13 protein-coding genes are annotated in these 18,392 nt (G+C 63.0%); 9 read left to right on the forward strand and 4 right to left on the reverse strand.

The features are described 5' to 3' along the window. Positions 1 to 45 precede the first annotated feature (45 nt). Entirely contained in the window at positions 46 to 1,428 is a 1,383-nt protein-coding gene (locus M1B35_RS16205; protein ID WP_268262505.1) for a substrate-binding domain-containing protein, read from the reverse strand. Positions 1,429 to 1,567: 139 nt separating this feature from the next. After that, complete coding sequence (gene xthA / locus M1B35_RS16210; protein WP_268262506.1) at positions 1,568 to 2,380, reverse strand: exodeoxyribonuclease III; 813 nt, start codon at positions 2,378 to 2,380, stop codon at positions 1,568 to 1,570. 176 nt (positions 2,381 to 2,556) lie between these two features. On the opposite strand from xthA, the gene M1B35_RS16215 reads away from it, so the two are divergent. The 7 genes from M1B35_RS16215 (at position 2,557) to M1B35_RS16245 (ending at position 13,579) form a co-directional block, all read left to right on the forward strand. Further along, the gene (locus M1B35_RS16215) at positions 2,557 to 3,207 is read left to right on the forward strand and encodes a GNAT family N-acetyltransferase (protein ID WP_123335467.1); all 651 of its coding nucleotides are present in this window, start codon (positions 2,557 to 2,559) and stop codon (positions 3,205 to 3,207) included. Positions 3,208 to 3,271: 64 nt separating this feature from the next. Beyond that, the gene (locus M1B35_RS16220) at positions 3,272 to 4,999 is read left to right on the forward strand and encodes an autotransporter assembly complex protein TamA (protein WP_123335469.1); all 1,728 of its coding nucleotides are present in this window, start codon (positions 3,272 to 3,274) and stop codon (positions 4,997 to 4,999) included. Beyond that, a complete protein-coding gene (locus M1B35_RS16225; protein ID WP_268262507.1) occupies positions 4,996 to 8,667 on the forward strand; it encodes a translocation/assembly module TamB domain-containing protein in 3,672 nt (1,223 codons plus the stop codon). Before M1B35_RS16220 ends, M1B35_RS16225 begins: the two co-directional genes overlap by 4 nt. Positions 8,668 to 8,830: 163 nt before the next feature. Continuing rightward, positions 8,831 to 9,304 carry a MarR family winged helix-turn-helix transcriptional regulator gene (locus tag M1B35_RS16230; protein WP_123335473.1) on the forward strand — a complete coding sequence of 158 codons (474 nt, stop codon included), beginning with the start codon at positions 8,831 to 8,833 and terminating at the stop codon, positions 9,302 to 9,304. Further along, positions 9,301 to 10,770, forward strand: coding sequence for an efflux transporter outer membrane subunit (locus M1B35_RS16235; protein WP_268262508.1), 1,470 nt, complete (start codon positions 9,301 to 9,303; stop codon positions 10,768 to 10,770). Before M1B35_RS16230 ends, M1B35_RS16235 begins: the two co-directional genes overlap by 4 nt. A gap of 15 nt (positions 10,771 to 10,785) precedes the next feature. After that, complete coding sequence (locus M1B35_RS16240) at positions 10,786 to 11,985, forward strand: HlyD/EmrA/EmrK family protein (protein ID WP_123335477.1); 1,200 nt, start codon at positions 10,786 to 10,788, stop codon at positions 11,983 to 11,985. Between the two features lie 64 nt (positions 11,986 to 12,049). After that, positions 12,050 to 13,579, forward strand: a complete 1,530-nt coding sequence (locus tag M1B35_RS16245; RefSeq protein WP_268262509.1) for a DHA2 family efflux MFS transporter permease subunit — start codon at positions 12,050 to 12,052, stop codon at positions 13,577 to 13,579. A gap of 76 nt (positions 13,580 to 13,655) precedes the next feature. Here M1B35_RS16245 and lpxH read toward each other — a convergent pair whose 3' ends face one another. Together lpxH and M1B35_RS16255 are read right to left on the reverse strand one after the other, a co-directional pair. Next, entirely contained in the window at positions 13,656 to 14,408 is a 753-nt protein-coding gene (lpxH, locus tag M1B35_RS16250; protein WP_123335481.1) for a UDP-2,3-diacylglucosamine diphosphatase, read from the reverse strand. Next, positions 14,405 to 14,908 carry a peptidylprolyl isomerase gene (locus M1B35_RS16255; protein ID WP_123336092.1) on the reverse strand — a complete coding sequence of 168 codons (504 nt, stop codon included), beginning with the start codon at positions 14,906 to 14,908 and terminating at the stop codon, positions 14,405 to 14,407. Before M1B35_RS16255 ends, lpxH begins: the two co-directional genes overlap by 4 nt. 259 nt (positions 14,909 to 15,167) lie before the next feature. Here M1B35_RS16255 and M1B35_RS16260 point away from each other — a divergent pair, with 259 nt between their 5' ends. Then, on the forward strand, positions 15,168 to 16,868 hold the full coding sequence (locus tag M1B35_RS16260; RefSeq protein ID WP_268262510.1) for a glutamine--tRNA ligase/YqeY domain fusion protein: 1,701 nt from the start codon (positions 15,168 to 15,170) through the stop codon (positions 16,866 to 16,868). An 18-nt stretch (positions 16,869 to 16,886) separates the two neighbouring features. Further along, a complete protein-coding gene (gene cysS, locus M1B35_RS16265) occupies positions 16,887 to 18,269 on the forward strand; it encodes a cysteine--tRNA ligase (RefSeq protein WP_268262511.1) in 1,383 nt (460 codons plus the stop codon). Positions 18,270 to 18,392: the final 123 nt, after the last annotated feature.

Below are 18,392 nucleotides of genomic sequence, written 5' to 3' on the forward strand. Positions count from 1 at the left end.
CGCACCACCCGTGGGCGGCGCGCTCGCAAGCGTTTGTTTCAGGTCTCAGTAGACCCAGACTTCCACCCGTCGATTCTTGATCCGGCCTTCATCGGCGGTGTTGGCTGCCACCGGCATGTCCGCACCAAAGCCGCGGATCTCGCGCATCACCACGCCGCTTTTCACCAGTTCCCGGCGCACGGCCATGGCCCGGAGCTTGGACAGCAGGGCTGCCCGCGCCGGGTCGCTCTTGGCATCGCCAAACCCCACCAGGGTCACTTGGCGGTCGAGCTTGTGCTGCAGGCGCAGGAAATCGAGCACCCGTCCCACATCCTGGCGCGCCTTGTTGTCCAGGCTGGCGCTGCCTTCCTCAAAACGAAAATTCACCGTCAGGCGCTGGGCCTGTAGCGCCAGCCGCTGATAGTCCGTGGGCATTTGTGGGCTAGGGGGCACGCTCATGGCTTGCACGGTCTGGGCGATAAAACCGTTGGCGGCAACAATCGCCTGGCCTTTGGCGCTCTGGGCGAAATTCACCAGGGCCTCGGCCCAGGGGTTGTGCCCATTGGGCGGCAGGTACAGGTACAGCCGCCGTGACAGCGGATAGTCCTCGGTGGCAATCAGGCTGTTGAGCGGCAGCATCGGCTGGGAGTCGCCGTCCACCAGGGCCACGGCTTTGGCCTGGCGCACATAGGGCAGGCCGATAAAGCCGATGCCCTGGCGGTCCTGGCTGACCGCATCGGACAGTTGCTCACTGGACTCGAAACGCCGGGCGGCGCTGCTCAGGGTTTTGCCTCGGCGGTTGAGCACCAGTTCCTTGAAGGTGTCGTAGGTCCCGGATTGTTCATCGCGGGCATACAGGTGCACCGGCCCGCCGACGCCACCCAATTCCTCCCAGGTCTTGACCTCGCCGCTGAACAGTCGCGCCAATTGCTCGGTGTTCAAGGTGCCCAAGGGGTTTTGCGGGTGCAGGATGATCGCCAACCCATCGATGGCGATCACGTGTTCGGCACCCGGGCTTTTCAGGTCGCCCAGGGGTTCCAGTTCCACCAGCTCGCTGTCCTTGATCGGGCGGGAGGCGGCGGCGAGGTCGGCCTGGGCGCTTTTCAGGGCGACAAAACCGGTGCTGGAACCGTGAGCGGCGAGGTCGATGCGCACCGGACGGCCCTGGGCGGTCTGCGCCACGATCTGCTGTTCATTGTCCTTACCGCTGCGCTCGATCCTGATCTTCTGTAGCCCTTGTTCTTCCAGCAGGCCCTTGACCAGGGCCGGCCCCAGGCTGGCGCCGATGGTGTTGGAGCCCTGGACCCGCAGCACGCTGGCGGAATCGCTGGCCACGGGCAGTGCGGCAAACACTGACCAGGGCAGGGCATAACAAATGAAACCGATAACCAACAGGCTGATGGTTCGACACCAGATATCTCGTTCGCAGGGGTTAGCAGCGCGGGGCATGGGGCGCGGGCCTTGTGCAGGGGAAGGGAGCGTGCGCCGAGATTAAGTCCGTGAGGTGACAGCGATGTGACGGCCGCTGCGGGCAACCTGGCGGCGAAAAAAAGCCCATCCGGGGATGGGCTTGTTCAGGCCGCTTGGATCAGCTCAGTTCGAGCCAGATCGGCGCGTGATCCGACGGTTTTTCCATGCCCCGCAGGTCGTAGTCGACCCCTGCCGCCTTGACCCGTGGCAGCAAGCCGTGGGAGGTCATGATCACGTCGATGCGCAGGCCGCGCTTGGGTTCGTCCTCGAAGCCGCGGCTGCGGTAGTCGAACCAGCTGAAGCGGTCGCTGACCTCGGGGTTGAGGTGGCGGAAGCTGTCCACCAGGCCCCAATTCTTCAGGCGCGCCATCCACTCGCGTTCTTCCGGGAGGAAGCTGCATTTGCCGGTTTTCAGCCAGCGTTTGGCGTTGTCGGCACCGATGCCGATATCGATGTCTTCCGGGGAAATGTTGACGTCGCCCATCACCACCAGCGATTGCTCATTGCTGAAGCGGCTTTCCAGCAAATGCTGCAGGTCCTGGTAGAAGCGCGCTTTGGCCGGGAATTTTGTGGGGTGGTCGCGGCTTTCGCCCTGGGGGAAGTAGCCGTTCATGATGGTCACCGGCTGGCCATTGGCATCGGCGAAGGTGCCCCAGATAAAGCGTCGCTGGGCGTCTTCTTCATCGCCTTCGAAGCCTTTGTGCAACTCCAGGGGCGCCTGGCGCGAGAGCAGGGCCACGCCGTAATGGCCTTTCTGCCCGTGGAAGTGCACGTGGTAACCCAGGGCCTGGACGTCGGCGAGGGGGAACTGCTCGTCGCTGACTTTGGTTTCCTGGAGGCCGATCACGTCCGGCTGATGCTTGTCGATCAGTGCCGCCAACTGATGGGGGCGGGCACGCAGCCCGTTGATGTTGAACGAGACGATTTTCATGGTCGGCGGTCCTGGCAAAAACAGCGATGCTAGCCGACAAGTCTGGCGGCCACCAGCGTGGCAGCCCGTGGGATGCGCTGCTAATGTCCTTGGGCGTGGGAACGATCAGCGGTACGCAAGGCTCGTAACAACAAGAGCCCGGCCATTTGAACCGGGTCCAGGGGAGATTCACCGCCATGCCTGACACATCCACGGTCATCGCCGACGTCCACATGCTCGACAGCGGTTATTCCCGCGAGGCGCGCTCCTTGCTGTACCAGGCCTATCGGCATGAGCCGACGTTTGGCTACATCTTTGAATCCGAGCACCCCGGTTACGAGCAACGGGTGCGGGCCACGGTTCGCGAGTTGACCAAACAGCATTTTCTTCAGGACCTGCCGGCCATTGGCCTGTTGGTCAACGATCGCCTGGTTGGCCTGGCCTTGATCGCCCCACCGCAACGGCGCCTGGGGATTACCGAAAGCTGGGCCTGGCGCCTGCGCATGGTGCTCAGTGCCGGGTTTCGTTGCACGCGGCGCTACCTGGAATACCACGCGGCCATCAGTGCCTGCCTGCCCAGCGATTCGGTGCATGTCTTGCCGCTGCTGGGGATTCATCCGCAGTTTCAGGGCCAGCATTACGGCGAGCAGTTACTGGCGGCGGTGCATAACTGGTGCGCCGTGGACCAGCACTCCCAGGGCGTGGTGCTCAATACGGGCAACCCGCGTTACCTGGAATTCTATAAACGCCAGGGTTATGAAGAGGTTGGCGAGATCGCCGTGGGGCCGATTCGCGAGCATGTGTTTTTTCACGCCAACCCCCAGCTCATACAAACCGCAACAGTTTGAGTCGAACTTTCAACGCACCTGGGCGCTCTATCCCGCTCCCAAGCTCGTGATAGCATCCGCGCCTATGAAGTTTTCAGGAAGATTCACCAGCGGCTTTCTGCTGCTGTTCACAAGCTGTGTGGCGTTGGCGCAGAGCGAATTGGATGTCCGGGTCAAGCCGGCCAACGACGAACTGAAGGCCAATGTGGAGGGTTACATTGGCAGCGTCGGCGATCGTGATGAAGAAGCCTTGCTGCGCTTCAGTCGCGGCGCCGAGGAGCAGGCGAAGAAGGCGGCTCAGGCCCTGGGCTACTACCAGCCGCAGATTGCCAGTGAAGTCAGGGGCGGTGACAAGCCCCGGTTGTTGATCCGCATTGATCCGGGCGAGCCCGTGCACCTGCGCAATGTCACGGTGCGCATCGAAGGGCCGGCGGCCTCCCTCAAGGCCTTTCGGGTGCCCCGCAGCGACCAGTTGAAAAGTGGCGCGGTGCTCAACCATGGGCGTTATGAAGACGCCAAGCGCTTGATCATGAACCAGGCGTCGCGCTACGGCTTTTTCAGCGGGCGTTTCACCCGTCAGCAACTGGCGGTGGACCCTCAAGCCGGCGTCGCCGATATCGAGCTGGTGTATGACAGTGGCCCGCGTTACGCCTTGGGCCCGGTGCACTTTACAGGTGACACGCCCTTCGATGAGGACCTGCTGCAACGCATGGTGCCGTTCAAGGCGGGCACTCCTTACGATTCCGAACTGATCGCCGAACTCAACCAGGCCCTGCAATCCAGTGGCTTTTTCGAAGGTGTGCGGGTGGACGCGGCCCCTGCCGCCGCGAGCAATGACGTGATTCCGGTGGCCGTGCAACTGGAAACCCGCAAGCCCCGGACCATGGGCCTGGGGCTTGGGTATTCCACCGACGTCGGGCCTCGGGTCAAGGCCAACTGGACCCGGCACTGGGTCAACCCGCAAGGTCACAGTTACGGCTGGGAGGCGGAGGTCTCAGCACCTCGGCAGAACGTCGGCCTTTGGTACGACGTGCCCCTGGACCCGCCCCTGACCGACAAGCTGCGCTTCGCTGGCGGCTATCAGAATGAAGAAATCGCCAACACCGACACCCTGAGCAAGCTGCTGACTATCGGCCCCGAGTGGCACAGCAAGTTGCCCAGTGGCTGGCAGCGGGTGGTGTCTCTGAAATGGCAGCGTGAGGAGTATCGCCTGGGGGATGACTCGGGGTTGAGCAACCTGTTGATGCCGGGCGTCAGCTATTCCTACCTGCGCAGTGACAACCGCATCGATCCACACAACGGTTACCGCCTGCAATTCGACACCAAGGTGGCCAAGGAAGGGCTGCTGTCGGACACCAATCTGCTGTACGGCACCGTGCTGCTCAAGGGCCTGACCACGGTGTGGGACAACCATCGCTTCCTCGGGCGAGTGCAGTTCGGCGGCAGTGCCACCAACGGCTACAAGTCGATTCCGCCGTCGCTGCGGTTCTTCGCCGGTGGCGACCAGAGCGTGCGCGGCTATGACTACCAGACCCTGTCGCCGGAGAACTCCGACGGTGATCGCATCGGCGGGCGTTACATGGTGGCCGGCAGCCTTGAGTACCAATATTCCATCGCCGAAAAATGGCGCATCGCGACCTTTGTCGACCAGGGCAACTCGTTCAACAAGCTGGAGCTGCCCAGCCTGAAGACCGGGGTCGGCGTGGGCGTGCGCTGGGTGTCGCCGGTGGGGCCGATTCGTCTTGACCTGGCCCATGCGCTGGACGATGACGGCGGCGTTCGTTTGCACTTTTCCATGGGGCCGGAGCTTTGAAGCGTGGTGTGAAAATAACCCTGTTGGCGCTTCTGGCGCTAGTGATGGGATTGGTCCTGGCCGTGACGCTGATCCTCGGGACCCAGGCCGGCAGTCGCTGGGCCCTGGCCCGCGTGCCGGGCTTGACCGTGGAGCAGTTTGCCGGGCGCCTCGGCGGGCACTGGAGCGCCGAGTACCTGTTGTGGCAACAGGGCAGCAGCCGGGTCGAGTTGCAAGCGCCGACCTTTGCCTGGTCGCCGCTGTGCCTGCTGCGCATGACCCTGTGCATCGAGCAACTGGACGTGGAGCAGGTCAGCCTGCAATTTCCCCCCGGCACCGAAGAAAGCAGCGGCCCCATCAGCCTGCCGGACCTGCAACTGCCGCTGGCCATCGAGCTGGGGCAGGTGCGAGTCGGCAGCCTGGTGTTCAACGGCACTGAAGAACTCCGGGGGCTGCAACTGGCCGCCCACTGGACAGTCAAGGGTTTGCAGATTGACTCGGTGCACCTGCAACGCGATGACCTGAGCCTGGATCTGAGCGGGCTGCTGCAACCCCAGGGTGACTGGCCGCTGACCGCCAGTGGCAACCTTACGCTGCCGGCCCCGGGCAATCAGCCCTGGAGCCTGGCACTGAAGGTCGAAGGCGAGCTGCTCAAGACCCTCAAGTTGAATGCCGACAGCAGCGGTTACCTGCAAGGGCAGTTGAGCGGCGAGTTGCAAGCCCTGGCGGACAACCTGCCGGCCAAGGTGCGTATCACCGCCGACGGCTTCAAGCCCAGCGCCGACCTGCCAGACACCCTGCAACTCAATCAACTGCAGTTGACGGGCCAGGGCGACCTGAAAAACGGCTATCAACTGCTGGGCAGCGCCAGCTTGCCCGCCGAACAGGGGCCGGTGGCCTTGGCCCTGCAAGGCCGGGTCGATGCCAAGGGGGCGCAGATCGCCGCCCTGGACCTGACCGCCAATGACCAGCAGCAGCTCAAGGTGTCCGGGCAACTGGACTGGAGTGAAAGTTTCTCGGCCGAGGGCAAGGTGCTCTGGAAAGACTTCCCCTGGCACCGCCTCTATCCGTTGATCGACGAACCGGCCGTGGCCTTGCGCACCTTCAACGGCGAAGTGTCCTACCGCGATGGCAACTACCTCGGCAACTTCAAGGGAGACCTGGACGGCCCCGCTGGCGCATTCAGCCTGAGCAGCCCGTTCAGTGGCGACCTGACAAAGATCTTTCTGCCGGAGTTCAAGCTGGTGGCCGGGCAGGGCAAGGCCGAGGGCCACCTGAACCTGCAGTTTGCCGATGGTATCGCCTGGGACACCGCGCTCGACCTGTCTGCCCTTAACCCGGCCTATTGGCTGGCCGAGCTGCCCGGTACCCTGGCCGGGCCTTTGCACAGTCAGGGCGAGCTGAAGAATGAGCAACTCAAGCTCAACGCCAACCTCGACCTCAAGGGTAAATTGCGTGGCCAGCCGGCGGTGCTGCAAGCCAAGGCCGACGGCCAGGGCCAGCAGTGGAATCTCAGCGCCCTGGACATCCGCCTGGGAGACAACCGCATCAACGGCTCCGGCAGCCTGCAGCAGAAGCTGGCGGGGCAGGTGCAGATCAAGATGCCGCGCCTGGGCCAGCTCTGGCCGCAATTGCGTGGCCAGCTCGATGGCCGGTTGGATGTCGCCGGCACCTTGCAGGCGCCCCAGGGCCAGCTCGACCTGTCGGGCCAGCAATTGGCGTATGCCGACAACCGTCTGCAGGCCCTCAAGCTCGATGCGCGCTTGGACGCTAGCCAGCGGGCCAAGGTCGACCTCAAGGGCAGCGGGATTCAGGTCGGCGACACCCAGCTGGGCACGCTGACCCTGGCCGGCCAGGGCGACATCAAGAACCAGGCCTTGCAACTGAACCTGCAAGGACCGCTGTTGAAGCTGGTCCTGGGGCTGGACGGCGTGCTCAATCAAGGCAACTGGCGCGGGCGCCTGGCCAGCGGCGATGTGCAGACCGGTGGCCAGGACTGGAAGCTGCAAAGCCCGGCCAAGCTGGAATACCTGGCCACGGGCACTTTGAATTTCGGCGCCCATTGCTGGGCCAGTGGCGACGCCAGCCTCTGCGGCGAAGATCAGCGGCTGATGCCTGATCCCAAGCTGCGCTATCACCTCAAGCGCTTCCCCATCGACAGCCTGGCCCAGTGGCTGCCCAAGGACTTTGCCTGGAAGGGCCTGCTCAATGCCGATGTGCAATTGGACGTGCCGGCCAGCGGGCCCAAGGGCCAGATCCTCGTGGATGCCAGCGGCGGCACCCTGCGGGTACGGGAAAAGGACCAATGGCTGGACTTCCCCTATCAGGCGTTGAAGCTCAACACCACCTTGGCGCCACGGCGCATCGACAGCCAGTTGGAGTTCAATGGCGGCAAGCTGGGCCAGTTGATGGTCCAGGCGCAGATCAATCCGTTGCCCAAGAACAAGCCGTTGTCCGGTGAGTTTCGCCTTAGCGGCTTGGACCTGGCCGTGGTGCGGCCCTTTGTGCCGATGGTGGAGAAGCTCGCGGGCAACCTGAACGGCAGCGGGCGCTTGTCCGGCGGGCTGTTGGCGCCCCAGGTCAATGGCACCCTGACCCTCAGCGATGGCCAAGTCTCGGGCGCGGAATTGCCCACCAGCCTGGAGGATTTGCAGGTCCAGGCGCAGATTGCCGGTGAAAGCCTGCTCCTCAACGGCACCTGGAAAAGCGGCAAGGCCGGGCAGGGCAGCCTCAATGGCCAGGTTGCCTGGGGCCAGGCGCTGCTGGTGGACCTGAACCTCAAGGGCAGCCAGTTGCCGGTGACCGTGGAGCCCTATGCGGCCCTTGAAGTGGCGCCGGACCTGAAAATTTCCATGAAGGGCGACCAACTGGCGGTCGCCGGCAAAGTGCAGATTCCCAAGGGCGAGATCACCATTCGTGAGTTGCCGCCATCCACGGTCAAGGTCTCGGACGACACGGTGATCGTTGGGCAGCAGACCGATGAGGGCAAAGCCCCGCTGGCCATGGCCATGGACATCGATGTGGTGGTGGGCGAGGACAAGCTCAGCTTTGCCGGTTTCGGCCTGACCGCCAACGTTCAGGGGCATGTGCACATTGGCGACAACATGGACACCCGCGGCGAGTTGTGGCTCAACGACGGGCGTTACCGTGCCTACGGCCAGCGCCTGACGGTGCGCCGCGCGAGGTTGCTGTTTGCCGGTCCCCTCGACCAGCCGTACCTGGACATCGAAGCAGTGCGCCAGACCGACGACGTGATCGCCGGGATCCGCCTGAGCGGCAGCGCCGAACAGCCCACCACGCAGATCTTCTCCGAGCCGGCGATGAGCCAGGAGCAGGCACTGTCGTACCTGGTCCTGGGGCGCCCGCTGAGCACCACCGGTGAAGACAGCAACATGCTGGCCCAGGCTGCCCTGGGCCTGGGGTTGATGGGCAGCGCCGACTTGACCGGCGGGCTGGCCAAGAATCTGGGGATCCAGGACTTTCAGCTCGACACCCAGGGCAGCGGCACCGCCACCAGTGTGGTCGCCAGCGGCAACATCTCCGAGAAGCTCAGCCTGCGCTACGGCGTCGGTGTGTTTGAGCCGGCCAACACCATCGCCCTGCGCTACAAGCTCAGCAAGAAGGTCTATCTGGAAGCGGCCAGCGGTATCGCCAGCTCCCTGGACATCTTCTACAAGCGCGACTTCTAACCCCGTCTGCCATCCCCCCGCTCCTGTCAGTCAGGAGCGGGTGCTGGCGGCTGGCCGCTGATCAGCAAAATACAAAGCAAGCTAATAATTGTTTTGACATTCGCTGCCTAGGCAGTAACATCTCGACACACACTCTCTGCCTAGGCAGCTATTTGGTGGCCAGATGAAGCACTTCACTCCGGAAAATTTCCTCCATTGCCATCTCGGATTACTGCTGGGCCGCGCCGCCTTGCTCAAGGACCGGATCATCGACACCCACATGGAACCCCACGGCATCACCGCGGCGCAGTTCAAGGTGTTGATCATCATGGCCCAGTTCGGCGTCGACACCCCGGCGGAGCTGTGCCGCTACCTGTCCCTGGACAGCGGTTCGATGACCCGCATGCTCGATCGGCTGGAGCAGAAGGGCTTCCTGGCTCGCAAACGTTCCGAAGGCGATCGGCGCCAGGTGCAACTGGTGCTCACCGTGGACGGGCAGGCGCTCGCCGATCGCTTGCCGTACATCGGCGCCGAGGCGATGAACGAGCTGGCCGGCGCCATCAGTGCCCAAGAGCTGGACACCCTGGAACAGATCCTCAAGAAAATTTTGCTGGCGGCCGGTGACCCGATCACCGTGCTGCGGGTAGGTGATAAATGAGCAGTAAAACCTTGCGTAACCGAGCCAGCCTGGTGCTGTTAGCCATGAGCCTGGCCGGTTGTGCCAGCTACAGCGGCCTGACCACTGAAGGCCAGAACCTGGAGGCCAACAGCCTCAAGGCCGGGCAGTCCCTGAGCGGCGTGACCCTGTCGCCGGCGGCCTGGCCGAAAAGCGACTGGTGGAAAAGCCTGGGCGACCCGCAGTTGGATGGCCTGATCCAGGAAGCCCTGCGTGACAGCCCGGACATGCAGATCGCCAGCGCCCGCGCCCACCAGGCCAGCGCCGCGGCCTATGCCGCCGACGCTTCGCGGATGCCGACCCTGGATGCCAGCGGCAGTGTCAGCCGTTCGCGCCTGGCCCGTGACCAGGACCCGCTGGGGCAGGGCGGGGCCTACAGCACCCTGCGCAGCCTGGGCGTGGACTTCAACTACACCTTCGACCTCTGGGGTGGCCAGCGTGCCACCTGGGAAGCCGCTTTGGGCCAAGCCCGTGCCGCCGAGGTCGATCGCCAGGCCGCCCAGCTGACGTTGGCTGCCGACGTGGCCCGAGCCTACAGCGACCTGGGCCAGGCCCACATCCTCCACGACCTGGCCCAGGAAGACCTGAAGCGCACCCGGCAGATGCTCGATTTGAGCCGCCGTCGCCTGCAGTCCGGAATCGACAGCCAGTACCAGTACCAGCAGACCGAAAGCCTGGAAGCCAGTGCCCAGGCCAGCCTGATCGATACCGAGAAAAAGCTGCAGAGCGCGAGCATCGCCTTGGCCGTACTGCTGGGCAAAGGCCCGGATCGCAGCCATGACATCGCCCGTCCCAAAGTCCTGCAAGCCAGTGCCGTGGCCCTGCCAGCGGTGTTGCCGGCCGAACTGCTGGGGCGCCGGCCAGACCTGATCGCCGCCCGCTGGCGTGTGGAGGCGGCGAGCAAGAACATCGCCGCCGGCAAGACCCGCTTCTACCCCAACCTCAACCTGAGTGCCGCCGCCGGCACCCAGTCGTTGCTCGGGGATGCGCTGTTCGGGTCCGCCAGTCGCTTCTTCAATATCGCGCCGACCGTGTCGTTGCCGATCTTCGACGGCGGGCGCCTGCGGGCTGACCTGGATGCTCGTGACGCCGACTACGACCTGGCGGTGGCGCAGTACAACAAGAGCCTGGTCAGTGCGCTGGGGGATATCAGCGACACCCTCGGCCAGTTGCGTGACACCGGTCGGCAGATCGCCGCCCAGCAACACGCCACCGACATCGCCCAGGACTCCTACAACACCGTGGTCCAGCGTTTCGGCTCGGGCATTGGTAACTATCTGGACGTGCTGAGCATCGAGCAGCAACTGCTGCAGGCCCAGCGCCAGCTGGCGACCTTGAATGCCCTGCAAATCGATTTGTCGATCCAATTGATGCAGGCGTTGGGGGGTGGCTTCGAGCCCGGCAACCTGGCTTCGGCCACCCCGACCGCCGCCACGCAGACTGAATAATTAGAGGGAATTGTCATGGCCACTGCCGACACTCAAACAGCTGAAAACACCCAGGACGCAGGCAATTCGCGCAAGCGCAAAGTCATGTTGCTGGGGCTGGCGCTGATCGTCATCCTCGGTGGCGTGGGCGTGTTCGCCTGGCACGAGCTTTACGGGCGCTGGAATGAAAGCACTGACGATGCCTACGTCAACGGCAACGTGGTGGAGATCACCCCACTGGTCACTGGCACCGTGGTCAGCATCGGCGCCGACGACGGCGACCTGGTGCATGAAGGCCAGGTGCTGATCAATTTCGACCCCAACGATGCCCAGGTCGGCCTGCAAAGTGCCGAGGCCAATCTGGCCCGCACCGTGCGCCAGGTCCGTGGCCTGTACAGCAACGTCGATGGCATGCGCGCCCAGGTGGCGGCGCAGAAGGCCGAAGTGCAGAAAGCCCGGGACAACTTCAATCGCCGTAAGAACTTGGCGGCCAGCGGGGCGATTTCCCAGGAAGAACTCTCCCACGCTCGCGACGACCTGACCTCGGCGCAGAACGCCCTGGCCAATGCCCAGCAGCAACTCAACACCACCAATGCCTTGGTGGACGATACCGTGGTGTCGTCCCACCCGGATGTGCAGGCCGCCGCCGCGCAACTGCGCCAGGCTTACCTGACCAACGCCCGCAGCACCTTGATCGCCCCGGTGACCGGTTACGTGGCCAAGCGCACCGTACAACTGGGCCAGCGAGTCCAGCCGGGCACCGCGCTGATGGCGGTGATTCCCCTGGACCAACTGTGGATCGACGCCAACTTCAAGGAAACCCAGCTGCGTGACATGCGCATCGGCCAGCCGGTGGACATCGAAGCCGACATCTACGGCAGCGACGTGAAGTACAGCGGCACCATCGACAGCCTGGGCGCGGGTACCGGCAGTGCCTTTGCCTTGCTGCCGGCGCAGAACGCCACCGGCAACTGGATCAAGATCGTGCAACGGGTGCCGGTGCGCGTGCACATCAATGCCGAAGAACTGGCCAAGCACCCGTTGCGAGTGGGGCTGTCGACGCAGGTCAGCGTCAACCTGCGCGACCAGAGTGGCCCGGTACTGGCCCAGCAGCCGCCGCAGAAGGCGTCCTTCAGCACCAACGTCTACGACCGTCAGTTGGGTGAAGCGGATGCCCTGATCACTCGCTTGATCCACGACAACAGCGCTGCCATCGGCAAGACCGCCCAGCGCTGATTCGCCGATCCGCCTGCTGCGGCCCTGGTGGTCGCAGCACCTGCCTCGTTTCCAAGGATTTGCGATGAGCAATAACGCCTCTTTCACGCCGCCCAGCCTGTTGCTCAGCACCATCGGCCTGTCGCTGGCGACCTTTATGCAGGTGCTCGACACCACCATCGCCAACGTGGCCTTGCCGACCATTTCCGGCAACCTGGGGGTGAGTTCCGAGCAGGGCACCTGGGTCATCACCTCGTTTGCCGTGAGCAACGCCATCGCCTTGCCCCTGACCGGTTGGCTCAGCCGACGTTTCGGCGAGGTGAAGCTGTTTATCTGGGCCACCATCCTCTTCGTGCTGGCCTCGTTTCTTTGCGGTATCTCCACCTCCATGCCCGAGTTGGTGGGCTTTCGGGTGCTCCAGGGGGTGGTGGCCGGGCCGTTGTACCCGATGACCCAGACCTTGCTGATTGCCGTCTATCCACCGGCCAAAAGGGGGATGGCCCTGGCGTTGCTGGCCATGGTCACGGTGGTGGCGCCGATTGCCGGGCCGATCCTCGGCGGCTGGATTACCGACAGTTACAGCTGGCCGTGGATCTTCTTTATCAACGTGCCCATTGGTTTGTTCGCCGCCTGGGTCGTCCGTCAGCAGTTGAAAGCGCGGCCGGTGGTGACCAGTCGCCAGCCCATGGACTACATCGGCCTGCTGACCCTGATCATTGGGGTCGGGGCGCTGCAAGTGGTGCTCGACAAGGGCAATGACCTGGACTGGTTCGAGTCCAATTTCATCATCATCGGCACGCTGATCTCGGTGGTGGCCCTGGCGGTGTTCGTGATCTGGGAAATGACCGATCGCCACCCAGTGGTCAACCTGCGGCTGTTTGCCCACCGCAACTTCCGCATTGGCACCATTGTGCTGGTGGGGGGGTACGCCGGGTTCTTCGGCATCAACCTGATCCTGCCCCAGTGGTTGCAGACCCAGATGGGCTACACCGCGACCTGGGCGGGGCTGGCGGTGGCGCCGATCGGCATCCTGCCGGTAGTGATGTCACCGTTTGTCGGCAAGTACGCCCATAAGTTCGACCTGCGCCTGCTGGCCGGGCTGGCGTTCCTGGCCATCGGCCTGAGCTGCTTTATGCGCGCCGGGTTCACCAATGAAGTGGACTTCCAGCACATTGCCCTGGTGCAGCTGTTCATGGGGATTGGCGTGGCGCTGTTCTTTATGCCGACCCTGAGCATCCTGATGTCGGACTTGCCGCCCAGCCAGATTGCCGATGGCGCCGGGTTGGCGACCTTCCTGCGGACCCTGGGCGGCAGCTTTGCGGCGTCGCTGACCACCTGGATCTGGATTCGCCGGGCCGATCAGCATCATGCCTACATGAGTGAAAGCCTGAGCACTTTCGACCCAGCCACTCGCGAGGCGCTGAACAACCTGGGCGGCGCGGGCACCAAGGCCTACGCGCAGTTGGACCAGGTGCTGACCAGCCAGGCCTACATGCTGTCGACCGTGGATTACTTCACGTTGCTGGGGTGGGTGTTTATGGGCTTGATCCTGCTGGTGTGGCTGGCCAAACCGCCGTTTGCCGCCAAGGCGGGGCCGGCTTCAGGGGGGCATTGAGGGTCAATCGCCGGCAAGCCGGCTCCTACGGTCGTTAATTCGTTGTAGGAGCTGGCTTGCCAGCGAAGGCGTCCGTTCAGGGCGAGCCAGGCAACGCCAGTTGCGTTGGTACGAAGTCGAACGCTGCCAGGTGAAAGCCTTGTTCATCCACCTGCAACGCCCAGCCTTGTCGATCCCAGTCTCCCAGCACAATGCGCTTGGAGGCGTGTTCACCGACTTGCAACTTGTGGATGGCGGGGCGGTGAGTGTGGCCGTGCACCAGGGTGCGCACGCCGAACTCACGCATCACCCGCGGCACTTCGTCCGGGGTCACATCGACGATGTCGTTGGCCTTCATCCGCGTTTGCGAGCGGCTTTCATTGCGCAGCTTGCGCGCCAGCTTGTGCCGGGTGCGCAGGGGCAGATGGCGCAGCACCCACAACGTCAGCGGGTTGCGCAGGTAGCGACGCAGGCGCATGTAGCCTTCATCACGGGTGCACAGGCTGTCGCCGTGCATCAGCAACACCGGTTCGCCGTAGAAGTCGACGACGCTCGGGTCTTTGAGCAGAGTGGCGCCCGCGGCCTTGCAAAAGGCCTTGCCGAGCATGAAGTCGCGATTGCCATGCATGAGGAATATCGGCGTGCCGCTATCGCTCAGATCCCGCAATGCCTGGCAAATGGAAAGCTGGTAGGGGGTCATGGCGTCGTCGCCGATCCACACCTCGAAGAAGTCCCCGAGTATGTACAGCGCCTCTGCCTCGCGGGCTCGCCCGCCGAGTAAATCCAGAAACGCCCGGGTAATGTCCGGGCGCTCCTCTTCCAGATGCAAATCTGAAATCAGCAATATCACTCAATGATCTCGGCTTTCTCGATGATCACGTCTTCTGCTGGTACGTCCTGGTGGCCGGACTTCATGGTGGTGGCCACGCCTTTGATCTTGTCGACCACTTCGTTGCCGGCAACCACTTTGCCGAACACCGCGTAGCCCCAACCCTGAACGGTCTTGCCGCTGTGGTTGAGGAAGCTGTTGTCAGCCACGTTGATGAAGAACTGGGCGGAGGCCGAATGCGGCTCCATGGTGCGGGCCATGGCCACGGTGTACTTGTCGTTGGAAAGACCGTTGTCGGCTTCGTTCTGGATGCTTGGACGCTTGTCTTTCTTTTCTTTCATGCCTGGTTCGAAACCGCCGCCCTGGATCATGAAGTTACCGATCACCCGGTGGAATACGGTGTTTTCGTAGTGGCCGGCCTTAACGTATTCAACGAAGTTGGCCACGGTGACCGGGGCTTTCTCGGCGTTCAGTTCCAGCACGATCTCGCCGTGGTTGGTGGTCAGTTTGACTTGGGTCATGGTCATTACTCATTCAAGGAATTCGTGGGTTTCGGGGCGCGGATGCCGCCTGCGGGCCCGAACCGGTTTGGCGCATAGCGGCCAAGGTGCGCAGTTTAGCGTGACAGCTGTGAAATTCGAGGCTGTTTTTTCAATTGAGTTGCATTAATAAGGGCAGTTTTGGCAGCGGTGCTGTCAGGCGCTTGACAGCATCGGCTATGATAGCCGTTTTGATTTATCAGGCCGCACCTGGCCGCGCACTTGTACGTTCAAGGATCCTATGAGCAAGCCCACTGTCGACCCTACCTCGAATTCCAAGACTGGACCGGCCGTGCCGGTCAACTTCCTGCGCCCGATTATCCAGGCGGACCTGGACTCGGGTAAGCACACACAGATCGTGACCCGCTTCCCCCCTGAACCCAACGGCTACCTGCACATCGGCCACGCCAAGTCGATCTGTGTGAACTTCGGCCTGGCCCAGGAATTCGGCGGTGTCACGCACCTGCGTTTCGACGACACCAACCCGGCCAAGGAAGACCAGGAATACATCGACGCCATCGAAAGCGACGTCAAGTGGTTGGGCTTCGAATGGTCCGGTGAAGTGCGCTATGCCTCGCAGTATTTCGACCAGTTGCACGACTGGGCCGTGGAACTGATCAAGGCGGGCAAGGCCTACGTCTGCGACCTGACCCCCGAGCAAGCCAAGGAATACCGCGGCAGCCTGACCGAGCCGGGCAAGAACAGCCCGTTCCGCGAGCGTTCGGTGGAAGAGAACCTGGACTGGTTCGCCCGCATGCGTGCTGGTGAGTTCCCGGACGGTGCACGGGTGCTGCGGGCCAAGATCGACATGGCCTCGCCGAACATGAACCTGCGCGACCCGATCATGTACCGTATCCGCCACGCCCATCACCACCAGACCGGTGACAAGTGGTGCATCTACCCCAACTATGACTTCACCCACGGTCAGTCGGATGCCATCGAAGGCATTACTCACTCGATCTGCACCCTGGAGTTCGAAAGCCACCGTCCGCTGTACGAGTGGTTCCTCGAGCACCTGCCAGTGCCGGCCAACCCGCGCCAGTACGAATTCAGTCGCCTGAACCTGAACTACACCATCACCAGCAAGCGCAAGCTCAAGCAACTGGTGGATGAGAAGCACGTGAATGGTTGGGACGACCCGCGCATGTCGACGCTGTCGGGCTTCCGCCGCCGCGGCTACACCCCGGCATCGATCCGTAACTTCTGCGAGATGGTTGGCACCAACCGTTCCGACGGCGTGGTCGACTACGGCATGCTGGAATTCAGCATCCGCCAGGACCTCGACGCGAATGCCCCGCGCGCCATGTGCGTGCTGCGTCCGTTGAAAGTCGTGATCACCAACTACCCGCAAGACCAGGTCGAGAACCTCGAGCTGCCGCGTCATCCGCAGAAAGAAGAACTCGGCGTGCGCAAGCTGCCGTTCGCCCGTGAAATCTACATCGACCGTGACGATTTCATGGAAGAGCCGCCAAAGGGCTACAAGCGCCTGGAGCCGAACGGCGAAGTGCGCCTGCGCGGCAGCTACGTGATCCGCGCCGACGAAGCCATCAAGGACGCCGACGGCAACATCGTCGAGCTGCGTTGCTCGTACGACCCGGATACCCTGGGCAAGAACCCTGAAGGCCGCAAGGTCAAAGGCGTGGTCCACTGGGTGCCGGCCGCTGCCAGCATCGAGTGCGAAGTGCGCCTGTACGATCGCTTGTTCCGCTCGCCGAACCCTGAAAAGGCCGAAGACAGCGCCAGTTTCCTCGACAACATCAACCCTGACTCCCTGCAAGTGCTCACTGGTTGTCGTGCCGAGCCATCGCTTGGCAACGCACAGCCGGAAGACCGTTTCCAGTTCGAGCGCGAAGGTTACTTCTGCGCGGATATCAAGGACTCGAAACCAGGTGCTCCGGTATTCAACCGTACCGTGACCCTGCGCGACTCCTGGGGTCAGTGATTCAGTCAAGGAACTAACGTGCTAACGATCTACAACACGCTCACCAAGAGCAAAGAAGTCTTCAAGCCCCTGGACGGCAACAAGGTGCGCATGTACGTGTGCGGCATGACCGTGTACGACTACTGCCACCTGGGCCACGGCCGCAGCATGGTGGCGTTCGACCTGGTGACCCGCTGGTTGCGTTTCAGCGGCTACGACTTGACCTACGTGCGCAACATCACCGACATCGACGACAAGATCATCAATCGGGCCAACGAGAACGGTGAAGCGTTCGAAGCGCTGACCGAGCGCATGATCGCGGCGATGCACGAGGACGAAGCCCGGCTGAACATCAAGAAGCCGGACATGGAGCCTCGTGCCACCGACCATATCCCCGGCATGCACGCAATGATCCAGACCCTGATCGACAAGGGTTACGCCTACGCCCCGGGCAACGGCGACGTGTATTACCGCGTCGGCAAGTTCATGGGCTACGGCAAGCTGTCGCGCAAGAAGATCGAAGACCTGCGCATCGGCGCGCGGATCGAAGTCGACGAGTCCAAGCAGGACCCGCTGGACTTCGTGCTGTGGAAAGCCGCCAAGCCGGGCGAGCCGAGCTGGGCGTCGCCGTGGGGCGCCGGGCGTCCGGGCTGGCACATCGAATGCTCGGTGATGTCCACCTGCTGCCTGGGCGAGACCTTCGACATTCATGGCGGCGGCAGCGACCTCGAGTTTCCGCACCATGAAAACGAAATCGCCCAGAGCGAAGCCGCCACCGGCAAGACCTACGCCAATGCCTGGATGCACTGCGGCATGATTCGCATCAATGGCGAGAAGATGTCCAAGTCCTTGAACAACTTCTTCACCATCCGCGACGTGCTCGACAAGTACCACCCGGAAGTGGTGCGCTACTTGTTGGTGTCCAGCCACTACCGCAGCGCCATCAACTATTCGGAAGACAACCTCAAGGACGCCAAGGGCGCCCTGGAGCGTTTCTATCATGCGTTGAAAGGCCTGCCGAACGTGGCGCCGGCTGGCGGCGAAGCCTTTGTCGAGCGCTTCACCCAGGTGATGAACGACGACTTCGGTACGCCGGAAGCCTGCGCGGTGCTGTTCGAGATGGTGCGCGAGATCAACCGCCTGCGTGACAGCGACCTGAATGCCGCAGCCGGTCTGGCGGCGCGCTTGAAGGAACTGGCCAGCGTGCTGGGCGTGCTGCAACTGGAGGCCGATGACTTCCTCCAGGCCGGTGCCGAAGGCCGGGTCGATGGCGCCGAAGTCGAAGCGCTGATCCAGGCTCGCCTGCAAGCCCGTGCCGACAAAAACTGGGCGGAATCCGACCGTATCCGCGACCAGATCACCGCCATGGGCGTGATCCTGGAAGACGGCAAAGGTGGAACCACCTGGCGTCTGGCTGACTAACCGCAGCCACGGCTAAAAACAAAACCCGCCCCGTGCGGGTTTTTGTTTGCCCACTTGCCGGCGATGGGGCCTGTGAATATGGCGCAAGGCTCGTTGACGCCATCGCTGGCAAGCCAACTCCTA

The organism is Pseudomonas morbosilactucae (genome assembly GCF_023241665.1).
Classification (GTDB): domain Bacteria; phylum Pseudomonadota; class Gammaproteobacteria; order Pseudomonadales; family Pseudomonadaceae; genus Aquipseudomonas; species Aquipseudomonas morbosilactucae.

Bases quoted from the DNA above. Each gene is read 5' to 3' on its own strand.
- M1B35_RS16235 (WP_268262508.1), top strand. From the start codon at position 9,301: ATGAGCAGTAAAACCTTGCGTAACCGAGCCAGCCTGGTGCTGTTAGCC.
- M1B35_RS16240 (WP_123335477.1), top strand. From the start codon at position 10,786: ATGGCCACTGCCGACACTCAAACAGCTGAAAACACCCAGGACGCAGGC.
- M1B35_RS16215 (WP_123335467.1), top strand. From the start codon at position 2,557: ATGCCTGACACATCCACGGTCATCGCCGACGTCCACATGCTCGACAGC.
- M1B35_RS16255 (WP_123336092.1), bottom strand. From the start codon at position 14,908: ATGACCCAAGTCAAACTGACCACCAACCACGGCGAGATCGTGCTGGAA.
- M1B35_RS16220 (WP_123335469.1), top strand. From the start codon at position 3,272: ATGAAGTTTTCAGGAAGATTCACCAGCGGCTTTCTGCTGCTGTTCACA.
- M1B35_RS16245 (WP_268262509.1), top strand. From the start codon at position 12,050: ATGAGCAATAACGCCTCTTTCACGCCGCCCAGCCTGTTGCTCAGCACC.
- M1B35_RS16260 (WP_268262510.1), top strand. From the start codon at position 15,168: ATGAGCAAGCCCACTGTCGACCCTACCTCGAATTCCAAGACTGGACCG.
- M1B35_RS16205 (WP_268262505.1), bottom strand. From the start codon at position 1,428: ATGCCCCGCGCTGCTAACCCCTGCGAACGAGATATCTGGTGTCGAACC.
- xthA (WP_268262506.1), bottom strand. From the start codon at position 2,380: ATGAAAATCGTCTCGTTCAACATCAACGGGCTGCGTGCCCGCCCCCAT.
- M1B35_RS16230 (WP_123335473.1), top strand. From the start codon at position 8,831: ATGAAGCACTTCACTCCGGAAAATTTCCTCCATTGCCATCTCGGATTA.